We start from the raw sequence: 16,645 nt of genomic DNA on the forward strand, positions 1-16,645 counted from the left end.
GCGGGCGGCTCCTGCCGGCCGCCGGACGCCCGGGCGGCCCCGCCCGGGGACTCGGATGGAGTGGTGGTCAGCGCGGGGTGGCCCGCACGGAGTGGCCAGCGCGGGGTGGACGGCGCCCCCGGCGCACGGTGGAGCCGCAGGGCGCGCGGGCCACCGGCGGCGCGCGCCCCGCGGGCCCGGGGAGTGTTCCGAGAAGGTCCGGCGGGTGCCTCAGGCGGGTTCGGGCTGGGGCTCCGGACCCGGCGGCTCTGGGACCGGTACCGGACCGGGCGGTTCCGGCTCGGGCACGGGCTCGGGCGGGGAGGGAGGCGGCATCGGGGTCGGAGGGAACGGGTCCGGCGGCATCGGATCCGGCTCGCGCAGGGTGCCGTCACGGGTACGGGTGTGCATGTGTCCTCCTCACGGGCGCGGCCCGCGGGCTCCGCCGCCCGCGCACCGCGCCGCTCGTCAGGCCCCGGCCCGGAGCCGGGGCAGAACCTCCTCCGCGTAGAACGCGAAGAAGCCGTCCTGGTCGTCGCCCACCTGGCAGACGTAGACCTCGTCCACACCGGCCTCCAGGTACGGGCGGATCGCCGCCACGTGCACCTCCGGGTCGGGTCCGCAGGCGATCTCCTCCGCCACCATGTCCTCCGTCACCAGGCCCCGGGTGAGCTGCTCGAAGTGGCGCGGCAGCGGCAGCAGCTGGGGCGCCTCGCCCGCCAGCGCCTCGTTGGGCCAGCGCTCGTGCGCCACGCGCCGGGCCTCGGCCTCGCTCGGGGCCCAGCAGACCTTGAGCCCGCCCTGGACGGGCTTGCCGTCTCCGCCCTCGGCGCGGAAGTTCTCGACCGTCTCGTCGCTGGGCGCCACCTGGATCAGGCCGTCGGCCTCCCTGGCCGCCAACCCGGTGGCCTTGGGACCGAACGCCGACATGTAGATCCTCGGCGGCTCCTCCGGCAGCGTGTACAGGCGCGCGGTGTCCACCTCGTAGTGGCGGCCCCGGTGGGTGACGAGCTTGCCGGTCCACAGCTTGCGCATCACCTCCATGGCCTCCTCCAGCATCTCCAGGCGCCGGGCCGCGGGCGGCCAGGGCTGGCCGAGGATGTGCTCGTTGAGCGCCTCGCCGGTGCCCACGCCCAGGGTGAACCCGCCCCGGACCATCGCGGCGGCGGTCGCCGCGGCCTGCGCGACCACCGCCGGGTGCACGCGCGTGGTCGGGCAGGTCACCGCCGTGGTGACCGGCAGGGACGTCACCTGCCCGATGGCGCCGACCACCGACCACACGAAGGGGCTCTGCCCCTGCGCGTCCAGCCAGGGGTGGTAGTGGTCGGAGATCCACAGGGAGTCGAACCCGGCCTCCTCGGCGGCCCGCGCCTGGCGGACCAGTTCCTGCGGCCCGTGCTCCTCGCTGGCGAGAAAGTATCCGAAACGCGTCACGTCGTGTGTCCCCCGATTCGCGATCACCGGTCACCGTTCTCCGCGGTGGCCTCCGCTCACCGTCCGGGCTCGTGCGGCCCGTCCGGTCCCGGTCCGTCCGGCCCGGCTCCTTCCGTTCCGTCCGCGCCCTGCTCCCGGCCTCCGGGCGCGCCGCCGCCCTCGTCGTCCCTCTGGTTGAGGCGCCTGCCCGCGCGCTCGTTGAGCGCCGTGGGCAGCTTGAGCACCCGGTTGACCACGGTGTCGTCCGCCTCGCGGCCGGGTCTGCGCTCCACCGGTCCACCCGGGTCCGGCAGGACCCGGTCCATGACGCGCATGGCGCCCTGGACGAAGGAGGGGCACAGCCCCCGGGCGGCGATGGCCGCCCGGGCCAGTGGCGTGAGCACCAGGTAGCTGCGCCCCCGCGCGGCCGCCTCCACGATCCGGCGGGCCGCGCGCTCCCCGCTCACCGAGACCAGGGGCAGCCCGGCGCCCAGGGAGAACCAGGTGTACTCGTCCTCGGGGTCGCCGGAGAAGACGGCGGCCTTGTGGGAGCCGGTGCGCATCAGGCCCGGGACCACGGTGGTGACCCGCACTCCCCGGCGCGCGACCTCGGCCCCCAGCCCCTCGGAGAGGCCGACCTCGGCGAACTTGGCGCAGGAGTAGGGCAGCAGGTGCGGCACGCTCAGGTGTCCGCCGATGGAGGTGATGGTGACCAGGGAGCCGCGGGTGCGCTCCAGCGGGCCGATCGCGGCCCGGGAGATGCGCAGCGGCGCCCAGAACATCGTCTCCATGGCGTCGCGGAAGTGGCTCTCCGAGAGCGTCTCGTGCGGCCCGACCTGGATGATGCCCGCGTTGTTGACGACGAAGTCCAGGTGGCCGAAGGCCTCGGTGGCCTCCTCGATCAAGCCCTCGGCGCACTCGGGGTCGCGGATGTCGCACCGGACGCCGCGCGCCCGCACGCCCCGCTCCTCCAGGTCGGCCACCGCCCGGTCGAGTTCGTCCTGTCCGCGGGCGCAGACCACGACCGACGCGCCGCGCTGGCCGAACTCGCGGGCCAGCTGGAGTCCGAGCCCGCGGGAGCCGCCGGTGATGAGCGCGACCCTGCCCTCCAGGAGGGCGGGCCGCCGCGCGCCGGTCAGCGCCGCGGCGCCCAGGCCCAGGGCCGCACCGGCCACCATCCAGGGGACCGTCCCGCCGCGCCGGCCGCGCCGCCGCGGTCGGGGTTCCTCCCACCGGTCGCGTCTGTCCCGGAGTCGGGACGCCGCCCAGCCCGCACCGGCCAGGACCAGGGGCGCCCTGCGGCGGATCACCGGCCGCCCCGTCCGCCGTGGCCGCGAGCCGGGCCCGCGGTGGATGCCAGCGCCATGTCACTCCCTGTGCGTCGGAGAAGAGCGTTCCAGGGGGATGTGGGTGTACGGCTACCCGAGGCGGCGGAGCGAAAACGGCCGGTGGCCGCGCTCAGGTCCGCGTCCCCGAGCCGGTCCCCGTCAGCGGCGGCGGCGACCGCGGGCGCCGCCGCGCACACGGGTGCCGCGGCCCCGCGCCACGTGTCCCGGCGGGGCCGGGGAGCGTCTCACTGGCCGCCGGGCTGGTAGTCGCCCTTGGGCTTGGCGGGCTGGTTGGGAACGCCGTGCGGCGGCGGGCTCGACGCGGGAGCGGCGGTGTTCTCGCTCACCGGTGAGCCGCCGGTGGGCGGCCCGGGGCGCTCGGGCTGGAAGTCCTGCGAGCCCTCGGAGGGTTCGGCGCCCTGTTCCAGTTCGATCAGGCGGTGCTCCAGGATCTCCAGGACGTTGATCCGGTTGGCGTGGTCGGACTCGTAGCCGATGAGCTGGCGCATCTGGTCGGCGTCGAGCGAGCGGACACGGTGCTGGAGCGTCCCCAGCGGAAGGCCCTCGTAGCCCTCGATCGGGGGCTGGGTCTCGTGCTGCATCGACGTTCACTCCCTCTTCTGTCTGTACGGAACCCCTGTACGGAACCGGGGTGACAGGCGTACGGCTACCCGTGAGCCCGAACGCGAAACCGCAGGTGGCCACGGCCGTGCGGTACCGGGGAAGGGCTGCGTCCGCCGAAGGCGGGATCCCTTCGCGCACGTGCGGGAGGAAGAGGGGGCGGTCGTGGCCGGCACGGCACGGGAGGGCGCCGAACCGCCGGTGCGGGGGCGATGTCGGTGCGCCTCCCCCGCTCGCTGTACTCTCCGCACGCCGGTCGACCCGCCCACGCGCGACGGCCGGGCGAACAGCCACACGAGGGAGAGATTCCATGACCTACGTCGCCGCCCCCGAGCGGTACGAGACGATGCCCTACCGGCGGTGCGGCCGCAGCGGCCTGCGCCTGCCCGCCCTGTCCCTGGGGCTGTGGCACAACTTCGGCCACGAGCGCGGCATCGAGGACCAGAGCGCCATCCTGCTGCGCGCGTTCGACCTGGGCGTGACCCACTTCGACCTGGCCAACAACTACGGTCCCCCGCCCGGCTCGGCGGAGGAGAACTTCGGGCGGGTCATGGCCCGGGACCTGCGCCGCCACCGCGACGAGATCGTGGTCTCGACCAAGGCCGGGTACCTGATGTGGCCCGGCCCCTACGGCGAGTGGGGCTCGCGCAAGTACCTGCTCTCCAGCCTGGACCAGAGCCTGGAGCGCATGGGCCTGGAGTACGTGGACGTGTTCTACCACCACCGGCCCGACCCCGACACCCCGCTGGAGGAGTCCATGGGCGCGCTGGACACGGCGGTGCGCCAGGGCAAGGCCCTGTACGCGGGCGTGTCCAACTACTCCCCCGAGCGGACGCGCGAGGCCGCGGCGATCCTGCGCGACCTGGGCACGCCGATGCTCATCCACCAGCCCTCCTACTCGATGTTCAACCGGTGGGTGGAGGACGGTCTGCTCGACGTGCTCGACGAGGTCGGCGCGGGCTCCATCGCCTACTCCCCGCTGGCGCAGGGGCTGCTGACCGACCGCTACCTCCACGGTGTGCCGGAGGGTTCGCGTGCGGCCGGGAGCAGCCCGTTCCTGAACGCCGAGGGCATCACCGAGGAGGTGCTGGAGCGGGTGCGCGGGCTCGACGCGGTCGCCCGGCGGCGCGGGCAGTCGCTGGCCCAGATGGCGCTGGCCTGGGTGCTGCGCGGCGGCCGGGTGACCTCGGCGGTGATCGGCGCGAGCAGCGTCGCGCAGCTGGAGGACAACGTGGCAGCGGTCGCCAACCTGGAGTTCGACGCCGAGGAGCTCGCCGAGATCGACCGGTACGCCCCCCGCGCGCGCTGAGGGCGGAGCCGTCGCGCCTGCGGCCCCGCCCACACCTGGTGACCATCGGCCCCGCCTCGGACCTCCGACCGTCCGCGGCGGGGCCCGCGCGTTCCGCGCCGCGCACCGTCACGGCACGACGACCAGCGCTTCCGCGGCGTGAGGCGTGACACGCCCGCGTTTGGAGCACCCGCCACGGGTTAGGCGCATGCGTACGCATCCCCGCTCCGAGGAGCCCAGAAGAGGAAGGCGGTGCAGGTAGCCGTGAAGAACGTGTTCGTGGTCGGCCTGGACGAGCACAACCTGGAGATCCTGCGCAGAACCCCCACGGGTCGGCACTGCGAGTTCCACCAGCTGCTGAACCTGGACGAGCTCCAGGTCGGCGAGGTCGACATCCAGGAACTACTGGCCAAGGCGGAGAGGATCCTGGACGACTTCGACGGGAGCGTCGACGCGATCGTGGGCTACTGGGACTTCCCCGTGACCCTGTTCGTGCCCATCCTGTGCTCCCGTCGCGGCCTCCCCTCGGCCTCCCTCGAATCCTTCGTCAAGTGTGAGCACAAGTACTGGAGCAGGCTGGAACAGCAGAAGGTCATCGACGAGTACCCCGCCTTCGGCCTCGTCGAGCTGTCCGAGGACGACCCCCAGCCCCCCGAGAGCCCGACCTACCCGATGTGGCTCAAGCCGGTGAAGTCCGCCTCCTCCGAGCTGGCCTACAAGGTCAGCGACGACGAGGGGTTCCAGGAGGCGGTGTCCCTGCTCCGCGACGGGATCGACCGCATCGGCCGCCCCTTCGAGCAGATCCTGGACATGGTGGACCTGCCCCCCGAGATCTCCTCCGTGGGCGGGCGCACCTGCCTGGCCGAGGCCGCGATGCAGGGCGTGCAGGCGGCCGTCGAGGGCTACGTGTACAAGGGCGAGGTCGTGGTCTACGGCGCCCTGGACTCGGTCGACTACCCGGGCAGCTCGGTGTTCCTCAAGCACCAGTACCCCTCCGGCCTCCCCGAGAACGTGTCCCGGTGGATGGCGGAGGTCGCCGTCAAGGTCATCGAGCGGGTCGGGATGGACAACTCCACGTTCAGCGTCGAGTTCTTCTACGACCCCGTGGAGGAGAAGCTGGGCCTGCTGGAGGTGAACACGCGCCACTCCCAGTCCCACGCCGAACTCTTCGAACTGGTGGACGGGGTCGCCAACCACGAGCGCATGCTGCGGCTGGGCCTGGGCCAGGACCCCGCCCTGCACGAGGACGCCCGGGGCGAGTACCAGGTGGCCGCGGAGTGGTACTACCGCCGCTTCGAGGACGGGGTCGCCGCGCGCGTGCCCACCGCCGAGGAGGTGGCCGCGCTGGAGGAGTCCCTGCCCGGCGTGACGATCGAGATCGTGCCCAAGCAGGGCGAGCGGCTCTCGGACATGAACGCCCAGGACAGCTACAGCTACGAGCTCGCCAAGATCACCATCGGCGCCGAGGGCGAGACCGAGATGCGCGCCAAGTACGAGCGGTGCGTGGACGAGCTCAGGTTCGAGTTCGAGGCGCAAGACGGCTCGAAGGACAAGCTGGCCGAGCACTAGGAGGGGCCCCGGTCCATGCACGTGGTCAACAACCTGCCCAACGCCGTCCACGAGGACGAGCACCTGTGGATACCGATGTCGGACGGTGTGCACCTGGCCGCCAGGGTGTGGCGGGCGACCTCCTCCGACGTCTCCCCCGTCCCGGCGGTCCTGGAGTACATCCCCTACCGCAGACGCGACCTGACGTCGGTGCGCGACTCGATGCACCACCCCTACATCGCCGGACACGGCTACGCCTGCGTCCGCGTGGACATGCGGGGCACCGGTGACTCCGAGGGCGTGCTCACCGACGAGTACCTGGAGCGCGAGCAGCAGGACGCCGAGGAGGTGCTGGCCTGGCTGGCCGAGCAGCCCTGGTGCGACGGCCAGACCAGCATGATGGGCCTGTCCTGGGGAGGGTTCGCCGCGCTCCAGGTGGCGGCCCGCCAGCCCCCGAGCCTGGGCGCGATCGTCATCAGCTCCTTCACCGACGACCGCTACGGCGACGACTTCCACTACATGGGCGGCTGCCTGCTGTCGGACAACCTCGCCGAGGCGGGGACGATGTTCTCCGCGGGCACCTGCCCGCCGGACCCGGTGACCGTCGGCGACGCGTGGCGGCGGATGTGGCACGAGCGGCTGGAGGCCACCGAACCGTGGGTCCTGGAGTGGCTGCGCCACCAGCGGCGCGACGACTACTGGCGGCACGCGTCGGTGAGCGAGGACTACTCCAAGGTGCGCTGCCCCGTGCTGGCCTCCAGCGGGTGGGCGGACGGCTACTCCAACGCCGTCTTCCGGCTGCTGGAGAACCTGGAGGCGCCCAGCCGGGGGCTGATCGGCCCCTGGTCGCACCGCTACCCGCACATGGGCAGCCCCGGCCCGGCGATCGGCTACCTCCAGGAGGTCGTGCGCTGGCTGGACCGCTGGCTCAAGGGCAGGGAGAACGGCGTCGACGAGGGCCCGTCCCTGTGGGCGTGGATGCAGGACAGCGTGCCTCCCTCCACCGCCTACACCGAGCGCCCCGGCCGGTGGGTGCGCGAGGCCGAGTGGCCCTCGCCGAGCGTGGAGTACCGCGGCTACCCGCTGGCCAGGTACCGGATCGGCCGCCCCGGCGAGGAGGTGCACTCGGAGTCGCTGACCGTGCGGTCGCCGCTGACGGTGGGCCAGTTCGCGGGCAAGTGGGCCTCCTACAACGCCCCGCCGGACCTGCCCTACGACCAGCGCGAGGAGGACGGCGGTTCCCTGGTCTTCGACAGCGACGTCCTGTCCGAGGACGTGGAGATCCTGGGCGCCGCCGAGGTGGAGCTGGACGTGTCGGTCACCGAACCGGTGGCCATGGTCGCCGCCAGGCTGGTGGACGTCGCACCGGACGGCAGCGCCACGCGGGTGACCTACGGGCTGCTCAACCTCACCCACCGCGACAGCCACGAGCACCCCGAGAAGCTCGAACCCGGTGAGATCTACCGGGTGAGGGTGACGATGAACGGTGTCGCGCAGGCGTTCCCGGCGGGGCACCGCGTCCGGCTGTCGCTGTCCACCTCCTACTGGCCGCTGGCCTGGCCGCCGCCCAAGCCCGCGCTGCTGACCGTGCACCCGGAGAACAGCAGGCTGCTGCTGCCGGTGCGTCCGCGCTCGGAGGCCGACGAGCCGAACCCGCAGCCCTTCGGGGAGCCGGAGTCGGCGCCGGAGATCTCCACCACGCGCCGGGAGAAGCCGGAGCACAGCTGGACCGTCTACAGGGACCTGGTGGACACCCGGTCGGCCCTGGAGATCGTCAAGGACGGCGGCATCCTGCACTTCGACGACATCGACCTGGACGTCGGGCGGCGCGCCTACGAGTACTACGAGTCCGTGGCGGGCGACTTCACGTCCGCGCGCGGTGAGTCGACGTGGACCATGCGCTTCGCGCGGGACGGGTGGCGGACCCGGACCGAGACCCACACGTCGCTGGAGTGCACCGAGACCGAGTTCCGGGTGTACGCGACGCTGGACGCCTTCGAGAACGACGAGCGGGTCTTCTCCCGGCAGTGGACCGAGACGCTGCCCCGCGACCACCTGTGATCCGCCGCCGGTGATCCAGCCGGTGACCCGCGGCCGTTCGCGGCCGGGGGACGGAGTGCGCCCCGGCCCGGTGAGGGCCGGGGCGCCCGCGTGTGCGGAGGCGCCCCGCAGGCCGCCGTGCCGACCGGGCCTCTGACCGGGGGCTCCCGCGTGCGCGAAGGCGCCCCGGCCCCGGGGTGGCAGGGCGCGCCCGGCCTCGGTGGTGAGGGAACCGGACAGCGCACGGTGGCCCCGAAAGCCACAGAAGTCCCGTACGCCCCTGTTCGGACACGCCCGGACCGGGGCAGGGGACGGGGTGAGGGACCCGGTCCGGGGCTCAGGGGGCTCAGAGGACGCGTGGGGCCGGGGCCGGGAACAGCGACACCGGAGCGAACCGATCGAGGGGGACGGTCTCGATGCCCACAGAACACCAGGAGGCGCACCGGCAACAGGGAGCGCACCCGTCACCGGACGCGGGGCCCCGGCCGGGGGCGGAACTCCGGCCGGGGACGCGCCGCCCCACCGCGGCGGAGACCGCACGCGTGCTCTCCTCGGTCGTACTGCCCAACCTGGCGCGGGGCGTGATCGTGCGCCGCCCGCTGATGACGGGACTGGTCGCCGGTCTGGACGCCGACCGCAGGGCGGTCTCGCTCCTGCGCGGTCTGCGCGAGCGCCACGGCGACGACCCGCTGCCGCTGCGCCTGGCGGGGCGGCGGCTCGCCCTGGTCCTGTCCGCGGAGGACGTGGGCCGACTCCTGCGGGAGACACCCGAGCCCTTCTCCCCCGGCGGTATGGAGAAGCGCGGCGCGCTCTCCCACTTCCAGCCGCACGGGGTGCTGGTCTCCGACCACGCCGCCCGGGCCGGGCGGCGCGCGGCCAACGTCGCCGCCCTGGTGCCGAACCAGACGATCCACCCCGACGGGGACGTCATCGCCGGGCAGGCGGACGACGAGGCGCTGGCGCTCAGGCTGGCCCTGCGGGACGGGGAGGTGCTGGACTGGCGCAGGTTCGCCGACTCCTTCCACGCCATGGCCCGGCGCGTGGTCTTCGGATCGTTCGCCGCGGAGGACCGCCGCACGACCGAACTCCTGCACGCCTTGCGCTCGCGCGCGAACTGGTCCTACGCCGCTCCCGCCGACCACGCGGCGAGGGAGGAATTCCTCGGGCGGGTGCGCGCCGGCGTCGAACGCGCCGAACCGGGCAGCCTCGCCGCCCGCCTGGTCGCGGGGACGGCGGCCGCGGAGCCGCCCGCCGGGTGCCCCCACAGCGGCGGAGGCGGCCGCGGCGGAGAGCTCCATGGAGGGGGCCGCCGCGGCGGGGGCGGCGCGTCGGCCTCCACCGGGAACGGCCACGGCGCGGACGTGCGGCCGGAGGACCAGGTGGCGCACTGGCTGTTCGCGTTCGACGCGGCCGCCATCGCCGCGTTCCGGTCCCTGGCGCTGCTGACCTCGCTCAGCCCCGGCGCCCACGCGGCCCGCGAGGAGGCCGAGGGCCGCGAGGGACTCGATCTGCCGCTGCTGCGGGCGACGGTGCGCGAGTCGGTGCGGCTGTGGCCGACCACGCTCATGGTGATCCGGGAGAGCACGCGGGAGACGGCCTGGCGGGAGGAGGTGTTCGAGGCGGGAACGGCCTTCCTCATCGCGAGCTCCTACTTCCACCGGGACTCCTCGCGGCTTCCGTACGCGGACGCGTTCGAGCCGGAGATCTGGCTCGACGGACGCGCCGAGGCGGAGCCGGGCATCGTGCCCTTCAGCTACGGCCCCGCCGGGTGCGCGGCGCGCGACCTGGTGCCGCTGACGGTGTCGCTGTACCTGCGCGCCCTGCTCCGGGGCCGGGACCTGGCCCGCGTGGACGCGGGCGGCCCGCTGCCCGCGTCGGGCCTTCCCGCCTCGCTGAACCACTTCGCACTGCGGTTCTCGCTTTGAAGTCCCGGTCCGGACCCGTCCCGGGCCCGGACCGGAAGCATTCGAGGAGGAGACATGAGCGTCGTCGAACAGATGCTGGGCACCCGCTCCGACCGCCGGGGCGACGGGGTCGAGGAGAAGGTGCGGGCCTGCATCGAGGCCTGCGGCGCGTGCGCGCAGGCGTGTGTGCTGTGCGCGGACGCCTGCCTGGGCGAGCGGGCGGTGGCCGAACTGGTCGCGTGCGTGCGCCTGGACATGGACTGCGCCGACGTGTGCGAGTCGACCCAGCGGGTGCTCTCCCGCCGGACCGGGGAGGACGACACCCTCGTCCGGGTCCTGGTGAAGGCGTGCGCGGAGGCCTGCCGCCTGTGCGGCGAGGAGTGCGACCGGCACGCCGCTCAGCACGAGCACTGCTGGGTGTGCGCCGAGGCGTGCCGCCGCTGCGAGTGCGCGTGCCGTGAGCTTCTCGCGGCCCTGTGAGGGGCCGCGCCCCCCAGCTGAAGGAGGAAGGCGATGGAGTGGCCGACACTCGGCGGGCTGTTCGGGATCCTGATGGCCCTCGTCATCCCGATCGGGGTGATCTTCCTCGTGCTGTGGATCATCCGCAGGGACACGATCCGCAAGCAGGAGGCCGTGCGCTCCCCGGACTACTGGAAGGAGCGGCCGGAGGGCAGGCGCTACCCGACCGGTTGGGACAGGGGCAGCATTCCCGGCCTGGGGACCGCCCGGCCCGGGGAGGGAACCGCGGACGCCTCGTCCGGTGAGGATTGGAGGCCGCCGCCCGAGGGAGGCGACCCGCCCGACCGCGGGGGTTCGCCTCCCGACGACGACTGGCGGCCGCCGCCCGCGGGGCGGTGACCCGGGGCGGCGCGGCGGCCCGGCGGGCGGGCCCGGACCCGGTCGGCGGAATTCCGTTCCGGGTCGGGACTGTGATCGGCGGCCGGGCTCAGACCCGGCCGGCGGGGAAGCCGCCGGTGGCGACCGGACCCCACCGCTTCGGGGTGACGCGGATCAGGGACTTGCCCTGACGGCGCATGGCCTGGCGGTACTCGTCCCAGTCGGGGTGCTCCCCGGAGATCACCCGGAAGTACTCGACCAGGGGCTCGACCGCGTCCTCCCCGTCGATGACCTCGGCCTCGCCGTCGACCTGGACCCAGGCGCCGTCGAAGTCGTCGGACAGGACCAGGACGCTGACCCGGGGGTCGCGCCGGGCGTTGCGGGTCTTGGCGCGCTCGGGGTAGGTGGAGACCACGATCCGGCCCTGGGCGTCGACGCCGCAGGTCACCGGGGAGGCCTGGGGCTCGCCGTCCGCGCGGCGGGTGATGAGGAGCGCGTGATGGCGGGGACGCACGAACTCCAGCAGGCCGTCCAGGTCGACGCGGGTGTTGGTGGCGATCGAAGGGCTCATCGTTTCGCTTTCGCTGCTCGCGGGTCCACGCGCCTCGCGCGGACCGGGACAGCGTATCCGCCCTGGGGCGGGGGCGGTCGGAGCCGACGCGCGGTCGCGGACGGCTCCTCGCGTCAGCCGTGATCGGACGGGGTCCCGGGGCGTTCGCGGCCGGGCGGGGTTCCCGGTCGGTCTCGGCCGGAGGGGGTGTGGAGCGCCAGGAACTCCCTGCCGCGTCGCCGGTGGAGCGCCCGCACCGGGAGCATGGCGCACGGGACCAGGACTCCGGCGAGGGCGATCGTCCCCAGCACGGCACGCGGGCAGGCCGGTCCCGGGGCCGCCCTCGGGCGGTGCGGCCCCGGGACCGTAGCAGGTTCACTCGGCGCCGAAGTCCTCGCGGCTGAGGTCCTGCTCCTCCATCCTGTCCTGGAGCTCGGCCTCCAGCTCCCCCCGGGTGTCCGGCTCGCGGGCGTCGTCGCTGTGGTCGGCGTCGACGACCTGGTCGGTGTCCGTGGTCTTGGGCCTCGACTCCTCCGGAACGCTCATGTCCGCCCTCCTCCCTGTCGGATTACTGGCCCGCCCCTACCCCGAGCCACCAGGGATCACACGCCTGTCTTGTACCTCAGGAGTCACACGGGCGTCACTGCGCGGTCGCGTTTTTGATGAGCGGCGCGTCCCGCGTGAACATCCGGAACCCGACGCTGTGGTACAGCCCGCGCGCCCGGGGGTGCCCCGGCGCGCCCAGGCAGACGACCGTCGCGTGGTTGGCCCCGGCGGCCCGCGCCAGACGCATCCCGTGCAGGAGCATCGCCCTGCCCAGTCCCAGACGGCGGTAGTCCGGATGCGTGCCGACCGGCTCGAACTCGACGGTCCTGTTGACCTCGTCGAACCACATGATCGTCGAGGACGCCATCGTTCCGTCCGGCGCCTCCACCAGGACGTGCAGGTCGCCGCGGTACCCCGCCGTCCGCCGGACGCCACGGTAGGCCTCGGCCGTGTACGCCGAGGGGGCCCAGGCATCCAGATGGGCCCGGACCGCGGCCTCCGGTCCGGCCTCGTCGGCGGTGCGGAACCGGAATCCGGTCGGCAGCACCGGCTCTTCCACGTCGGTGAGGTCGCGCTCGTTGAGCTGGGTCCAGGACCCGTTGTCGCCGAGCGAGTCCGGGTCGGTCCCATAGCCGTGCGCCGCCCACCGCTCCAGTCCGAACTCGTCGACGGCGCTGGGCACCACCGTGCGTTCGACGCCCGCCGCCGTGGCGTCGTACCAGTCGATCACCTCGTCGACCAGCCCGGCGTGGTCGGGGTGGACCTGGTACATCAGGTAGGCGCTGGTGACGTCCCTGACGGAGCCGTCGCTCAACCTCACCCGGTGCGGAAGACGGGCCCAGCCCCACGCCACCAGTTCCCCGCCGGAGAACCACAGGCGACGCGGCCAGGTCGCGCCGTCGCTGGCGTGCCCCCTGCCCCAGTTCCAGGCCAGCTCGCCGAACGACGCGTCGCTGTTCACCAGGTCCGGGCGGGTGGCGGTGACGCGCTGTGCCAGCCCCTGCATGAGCTGCACGTCCGCGGCGGTCACAAGTTCGAAACTCGTCATGGTGCGCCACTGTGTCAGGGCGTCGCGAAGCCGTCGAGCGGTTTTCCGGGCCATCCCCGCGTGCGCGGGGAGCACGCATGCAGTGTCAATCACCACAGGCGAAGTGAGGGACCATCCCCGCGTGCGCGGGGAGCACCAGGAGCTGGCGTTCCAGGGGTCGTACTTCGCGGGACCATCCCCGCGTACGCGGGGAGCACGCGCTACGCATCGGCATCCCCGTCCTGCTGGGAGGACCATCCCCGCGTGCGCGGGGAGCACCGCCCGCCCTCCGCGAACCCAGCCAAGCCCCAGGGACCATCCCCGCGTGCGCGGGGAGCACGTAGTACTGCCCCCTGTACTACCAAGGCGCTCGGGACCATCCCCGCGTGCGCGGGGAGCACAAGGTCAAGGGCAACTTGACCCCCTTCGAGCTGGGACCATCCCCGCGTGCGCGGGGAGCACTCCTTCCACGCGCTCACGGCGCTGTGGACCGGGGGACCATCCCCGCGTGCGCGGGGAGCACATCGCCCGCGACCGCAAGTCGGCGTGGATCGAGGGACCATCCCCGCGTGCGCGGGGAGCACCCGCCGTTGGTGATCATGGTGGAGTCGCTGTTGGGACCATCCCCGCGTGCGCGGGGAGCACGAGTCGATCGCGAAGATCAGTTCGTTCGACTCGGGACCATCCCCGCGTGCGCGGGGAGCACACAGGTCAGATGCGAAGTCGGCCCCGAAACCGGGGACCATCCCCGCGTGCGCGGGGAGCACCCGGCCCCCTCGGGCAAGGAGGTCAAGCGGGTGGGACCATCCCCGCGTGCGCGGGGAGCACACGATGTCAGCGATCAGGACCATGATCCGGTCGGGACCATCCCCGCGTGCGCGGGGAGCACTTCCTCCCCGTCCGGCCGCTCCGGCCGGTCGGGGGACCATCCCCGCGTGCGCGGGGAGCACCGCGTCAATCGTTCGTTGACGATGGTGTCAGGGGGACCATCCCCGCGTGCGCGGGGAGCACATCGTGCTGGCCATCGACGAGTGCCAGGAGCTGGGACCATCCCCGCGTGCGCGGGGAGCACCTGTGCAACAAGAGGTCCTCTGGCACGGCGACGGGACCATCCCCGCGTGCGCGGGGAGCACAACAGCAGGACGTGCCAGTGGGGGTGCCACCCGGGACCATCCCCGCGTGCGCGGGGAGCACAGTCAACGACCTGCGAACTTACCAGTGGCAAGCAGCCGTTTTTCCAACTTCTTCAGAAACAGACAAAAGCACCACAAACCCCAACAAGCTCAAATAACCCACCGAGTACCGAAACGATGCCGCTCCAGAAAGTTCCAAACTACGGCCCACTCTCCCCCTTCGCCGCCCGTTCCGCGAATCCTGTGGAAAGTCCCTGGCACACGCCAAACAGCCCTCGCACCAGTCAGGACCGTTGGGGCCATGCCCTGCCCGGGTCTCCGGCGGTAACGGTCGGGAACGTTGGGTACTTGTGTAGGCACTGTCAGTTCCATGGGGATCGACGGCGCCCGTGTCGAGGCGCCGGGCTGACGGGGGCGCCCCGGACTCCGGTCCATGAGGGCATCGGCACCAGTGGACTCGACCGGGAGGGCGAAAGATGCGGCACAGGAGTGTGTGGACGGTCGTGGAGGACCGACCGGAGTTCCCCCGTCTGAACCAGGACGTGGAGGTCGACGTCGCGGTGGTGGGAGGCGGCCTCGTCGGGCTGACCACCGCGCTGCTGGCGCGGAGGGCCGGGGCCGGCAGCGTCGCGGTGCTGGAAGCCGGACGCCTGGGGCAGGGCACGACCGGGCACACCACCGGCAAGGTCACCTCCCAGCACGGGCTGGTCTACGCAGGGCTGGTCGACCGCCACGGCCAGGACCTGGCCCGCGTGTACGCCGACGCCAACCAGGCCGGGGTGGAACTGGTCGCCGAGCTGGCCGGTGAGTACGGCATCGACTGCGACCTCACCCGCGCACCCGCCGTGGCCTACACCCGTGACCCCGAGCAGCGCCGGACCCTGGAGGAGGAGGCGGCCGCGGCCCAGCGCCTGCGCCTTCCGGCGTCGCTGGTGGAGACGACCGACCTGCCCTTCGGGATCGAGGCGGCGGTACGGTTCGACCACCAGCTGCACTTCCACGCGGGCCGCTACGTCGCCGGGCTGGCCGAGGCGCTGTCGGCGGCCGGTGCGCGGGTGTTCGAGCACACCCGCGCGTTGGAGGTGGAGGAGGAGCGGGACGGCACCGTGCGGGTGCGCACCGCCGACGCGACGGTCCGCGCGAACCTCGTGGTGGTGGCGACGCTGTTGCCGATCAACATGATCGGGGGGTACTTCGCCAAGGCGCGCCCCTACCGGTCCTTCGGGTTGGCGGCCCGGCTCCGCGGCCCGGCACCGCGGGAGATGGCGATCTCGGTCGACTCGCCCAGCAGGTCCACGCGGCCGTGGCTGGACCGCGGCTCCAACGGGCTGGTCGTCGTGGGCAACGGCCACGAGACCGGCACCGGGCAGGACACGCAGGCGCTGTGGGACGACCTGGAGCAGTGGACCAGGTCCACCTTCGACGTGGACGCGGTGGAGTACCGCTGGTCGGGCCAGGACTACACCACGGCCGACCAGGTGCCCTACATCGGTCGTTCACCGATGAACGACCGGATCCTGGTGGCGACGGGGTTCAACAAGTGGGGCCTGAGCAACGGCAGCGCCGCCGCCATCATGTTGAGCGACCTCCTGCGAGGCCGTGACAACCCCTGGCTGGCGATGTTCGACGCGACCCGCGTCGGTGACGCCAAGGCCGTGGGACGGCTCATCAAGGACAACCTCAAGGTCGGCGCGGACATGGTCGGCGGACACCTGGGCCGGCTGCGTCCCCACCACGGCCGCCACCTGGAGCGGGGGCAGGGCGGCGTCATCGAGACCGACGGCGACTCCGTCGGCGCGTACCGCGACGAGCGGGGCGAACTCCACGCCGTCAGCCTGAACTGCACCCACCTGGGCTGCCGCCTGGCCTGGAACGCGGCGGAGACCAGTTGGGACTGCCCCTGCCACGGCTCCCGCTACGACACCGACGGCAGTGTGCTCAACGGTCCAGCGGTCAAGCCCCTGCCCACCGTCGACCTCGACGACTCCTGACGCGCGCTTCCCTGGAGCTGGCCGGAAGCCTCCCGGAGCCCGGGCCCGTGGCCGCGATGCCCGCAGGAGCTGACCGGCCCGGCGCCGCGCGTTCACGGGTGTCCGGTCTGCGGCCGGACGCTGTTCTATGGTCGATAGAATAAAAACTATCGTCCATAGAACCCACCGCGTGCGAGGCCCCGACCATGTCCGAGCCACCCCGACGCAACAGCGCCCCGGCCCTCCTGCTCACCGGGATGGCCTGTGCGCTACTGCTGCTCACGGCCCTCTTCATGAACGCCGAGGACCCCGGCGCCGCGGACTCCCCCGGCGAGACCGCCGCCGACACGGTCAGCGATGAGATGCGGGCCGCCGGAGAGGAGATCGCCCGCAGGGACCCGGCCGACCCGCACGCGATGGGACCCGTCGACGCCCCGGTGGTGATGGTCGCCTACTCCGAC

At 73.1% G+C, this 16,645-nt stretch carries 13 protein-coding genes, 1 pseudogene and 1 CRISPR repeat array; of the genes and pseudogenes, 8 read left to right on the top strand and 6 right to left on the bottom strand.

The annotated features are described in order from the left end of the window. Nucleotides 1-447: 447 nt before the first annotated feature. The 3 genes from HGB44_RS17320 to HGB44_RS17330 form a co-directional block, all read right to left on the bottom strand. On the bottom strand, nucleotides 448-1,413 hold the full coding sequence (locus tag HGB44_RS17320; RefSeq protein ID WP_061079019.1) for a TIGR03557 family F420-dependent LLM class oxidoreductase: 966 nt from the start codon (nucleotides 1,411-1,413) through the stop codon (nucleotides 448-450). A 56-nt stretch (nucleotides 1,414-1,469) separates the two neighbouring features. Further along, nucleotides 1,470-2,702 (bottom strand): SDR family NAD(P)-dependent oxidoreductase, encoded by a 1,233-nt coding sequence (locus HGB44_RS17325; protein WP_061079018.1) that lies wholly within the window; start codon nucleotides 2,700-2,702, stop codon nucleotides 1,470-1,472. 263 nt (nucleotides 2,703-2,965) lie between these two features. Next, nucleotides 2,966-3,322, bottom strand: a complete 357-nt coding sequence (locus HGB44_RS17330; protein WP_061079017.1) for a hypothetical protein — start codon at nucleotides 3,320-3,322, stop codon at nucleotides 2,966-2,968. Nucleotides 3,323-3,651: 329 nt separating this feature from the next. On the opposite strand from HGB44_RS17330, the gene mgrA reads away from it, so the two are divergent. The 6 genes from mgrA to HGB44_RS17360 all read left to right on the top strand — a co-directional run bounded on the left by mgrA (nucleotide 3,652) and on the right by HGB44_RS17360 (nucleotide 10,979). Beyond that, nucleotides 3,652-4,650 carry an L-glyceraldehyde 3-phosphate reductase gene (gene mgrA / locus HGB44_RS17335; RefSeq protein WP_061079016.1) on the top strand — a complete coding sequence of 333 codons (999 nt, stop codon included), beginning with the start codon at nucleotides 3,652-3,654 and terminating at the stop codon, nucleotides 4,648-4,650. A gap of 231 nt (nucleotides 4,651-4,881) precedes the next feature. Beyond that, nucleotides 4,882-6,198, top strand: coding sequence for an ATP-grasp domain-containing protein (locus tag HGB44_RS17340; RefSeq protein ID WP_231972269.1), 1,317 nt, complete (start codon nucleotides 4,882-4,884; stop codon nucleotides 6,196-6,198). Nucleotides 6,199-6,213: 15 nt separating this feature from the next. Then, nucleotides 6,214-8,238, top strand: a complete 2,025-nt coding sequence (locus HGB44_RS17345) for a CocE/NonD family hydrolase (protein WP_061079014.1) — start codon at nucleotides 6,214-6,216, stop codon at nucleotides 8,236-8,238. Nucleotides 8,239-8,633: 395 nt separating this feature from the next. Beyond that, nucleotides 8,634-10,142, top strand: a complete 1,509-nt coding sequence (locus tag HGB44_RS17350) for a cytochrome P450 (RefSeq protein WP_210751777.1) — start codon at nucleotides 8,634-8,636, stop codon at nucleotides 10,140-10,142. Nucleotides 10,143-10,196: 54 nt separating this feature from the next. Then, nucleotides 10,197-10,601 carry a four-helix bundle copper-binding protein gene (locus HGB44_RS17355; protein ID WP_061079012.1) on the top strand — a complete coding sequence of 135 codons (405 nt, stop codon included), beginning with the start codon at nucleotides 10,197-10,199 and terminating at the stop codon, nucleotides 10,599-10,601. Nucleotides 10,602-10,634: 33 nt separating this feature from the next. Next, on the top strand, nucleotides 10,635-10,979 hold the full coding sequence (locus tag HGB44_RS17360) for a hypothetical protein (RefSeq protein ID WP_061079011.1): 345 nt from the start codon (nucleotides 10,635-10,637) through the stop codon (nucleotides 10,977-10,979). Nucleotides 10,980-11,067: 88 nt separating this feature from the next. Here the strand turns inward: HGB44_RS17360 and HGB44_RS17365 are convergent, their stop codons facing one another. From HGB44_RS17365 to HGB44_RS17375, 3 genes are all read right to left on the bottom strand, one after another. Continuing rightward, entirely contained in the window at nucleotides 11,068-11,529 is a 462-nt protein-coding gene (locus HGB44_RS17365; protein ID WP_061079010.1) for a PPOX class F420-dependent oxidoreductase, read from the bottom strand. Nucleotides 11,530-11,883: 354 nt separating this feature from the next. Beyond that, nucleotides 11,884-12,054 (bottom strand): hypothetical protein, encoded by a 171-nt coding sequence (locus HGB44_RS17370; protein WP_168444044.1) that lies wholly within the window; start codon nucleotides 12,052-12,054, stop codon nucleotides 11,884-11,886. 94 nt (nucleotides 12,055-12,148) lie between these two features. Next, nucleotides 12,149-13,102 (bottom strand): GNAT family N-acetyltransferase, encoded by a 954-nt coding sequence (locus HGB44_RS17375; RefSeq protein ID WP_061079009.1) that lies wholly within the window; start codon nucleotides 13,100-13,102, stop codon nucleotides 12,149-12,151. A gap of 46 nt (nucleotides 13,103-13,148) precedes the next feature. Next, nucleotides 13,149-14,275: direct repeats of the CRISPR family, unit length 29 nt; unit sequence GGGACCATCCCCGCGTGCGCGGGGAGCAC. A 415-nt stretch (nucleotides 14,276-14,690) separates the two neighbouring features. Here HGB44_RS17375 and HGB44_RS17380 point away from each other — a divergent pair. Further along, nucleotides 14,691-16,205, top strand: coding sequence for an FAD-dependent oxidoreductase (locus tag HGB44_RS17380; RefSeq protein WP_061079008.1), 1,515 nt, complete (start codon nucleotides 14,691-14,693; stop codon nucleotides 16,203-16,205). Between the two features lie 185 nt (nucleotides 16,206-16,390). Continuing rightward, nucleotides 16,391-16,645 (top strand): annotated as a pseudogene (locus HGB44_RS17385) (DsbA family protein); the annotation flags it as partial.

The organism is Nocardiopsis alborubida (assembly GCF_012396365.1).
GTDB classification, from domain to species: Bacteria; Actinomycetota; Actinomycetes; order Streptosporangiales; family Streptosporangiaceae; genus Nocardiopsis; species Nocardiopsis alborubida.

What these genes read in the sequence shown, in the direction of transcription:
- HGB44_RS17330 (WP_061079017.1), bottom strand. Translation starts at nt 3,322, where the DNA reads ATGCAGCACGAGACCCAGCCCCCGATCGAGGGCTACGAGGGCCTTCCG.
- mgrA (WP_061079016.1), top strand. Translation starts at nt 3,652, where the DNA reads ATGACCTACGTCGCCGCCCCCGAGCGGTACGAGACGATGCCCTACCGG.
- HGB44_RS17345 (WP_061079014.1), top strand. Translation starts at nt 6,214, where the DNA reads ATGCACGTGGTCAACAACCTGCCCAACGCCGTCCACGAGGACGAGCAC.
- HGB44_RS17350 (WP_210751777.1), top strand. Translation starts at nt 8,634, where the DNA reads ATGCCCACAGAACACCAGGAGGCGCACCGGCAACAGGGAGCGCACCCG.
- HGB44_RS17355 (WP_061079012.1), top strand. Translation starts at nt 10,197, where the DNA reads ATGAGCGTCGTCGAACAGATGCTGGGCACCCGCTCCGACCGCCGGGGC.
- HGB44_RS17360 (WP_061079011.1), top strand. Translation starts at nt 10,635, where the DNA reads ATGGAGTGGCCGACACTCGGCGGGCTGTTCGGGATCCTGATGGCCCTC.
- HGB44_RS17365 (WP_061079010.1), bottom strand. Translation starts at nt 11,529, where the DNA reads ATGAGCCCTTCGATCGCCACCAACACCCGCGTCGACCTGGACGGCCTG.
- HGB44_RS17370 (WP_168444044.1), bottom strand. Translation starts at nt 12,054, where the DNA reads ATGAGCGTTCCGGAGGAGTCGAGGCCCAAGACCACGGACACCGACCAG.
- HGB44_RS17375 (WP_061079009.1), bottom strand. Translation starts at nt 13,102, where the DNA reads ATGACGAGTTTCGAACTTGTGACCGCCGCGGACGTGCAGCTCATGCAG.
- HGB44_RS17380 (WP_061079008.1), top strand. Translation starts at nt 14,691, where the DNA reads ATGCGGCACAGGAGTGTGTGGACGGTCGTGGAGGACCGACCGGAGTTC.